This is a genomic window from Bradyrhizobium sp. 25ACV, from assembly GCF_054863005.1.
On the sequence record NZ_JAVAYO010000038.1, the window covers coordinates 1 to 794 of the forward strand.

Genomic DNA, 794 nt, shown 5'->3' on the forward strand with positions numbered 1-794 from the left:
CTCATCGACAAGCTGGAAGCGATGGTCGAGCAGGGCATGGCGGCAATGGCTGCCGGTGCAGCTCCCGTTGCCGAAGCCCCGCCGCTGGTGCCGGAAGCCCCGGTTGCCGCGGCTGCGCCGGCAAACCTGACCACGGGTTCGCTGATCGACCAGACCCTGGAGCGCCCGCTGCGTCCGGGCGAGGTCTCGCTCGACGAGCTCGAGCGCGCCTTCCGCGAGACCGCGATCGAGGCGCCGACGCCCGCGCCCGTTGCCAAGGCCGAGCCGGCCGCTGAAGCGCCCGCGCCTGTTGTTAAGGAAGCAAAGCCCGCCAAGGAGAAGGCCGCGCCGAAGAAGTCGATGGCCGACGAGGGCGCCAGCGAAGGCGACCGCATCGCCAACCAGTCGATCCGCGTCAACGTGGATACGCTGGAGCATCTGATGACCATGGTCTCCGAACTGGTGCTGACCCGCAACCAGCTGCTGGAGATCTCCCGCCGCAACGAGGACACCGAGTTCAAGGTGCCGCTGCAGCGCCTGTCCAACGTCACCGCCGAGCTGCAGGAAGGCGTCATGAAGACGCGCATGCAGCCGATCGGCAATGCCTGGCAGAAGCTGCCCCGCATCGTCCGCGACCTCTCGAGCGAACTCGGCAAGCAGATCGAATTGGAGATGCACGGCGCCGACACCGAGCTCGACCGCCAGGTGCTCGATCTGATCAAGGACCCGCTCACCCACATGGTGCGCAACTCCGCCGATCATGGCCTGGAGACCCCCGCCGAGCGCGTTGCGTCCGGCAAGGGCGAGCAGGGCAC

General features: G+C 67.9%; 1 pseudogene. It reads left to right on the forward strand.

Annotated features, from left to right (window positions below):
* A pseudogene (locus RAD04_RS38460) lies at positions 1–794 on the forward strand (hybrid sensor histidine kinase/response regulator); the annotation flags it as partial.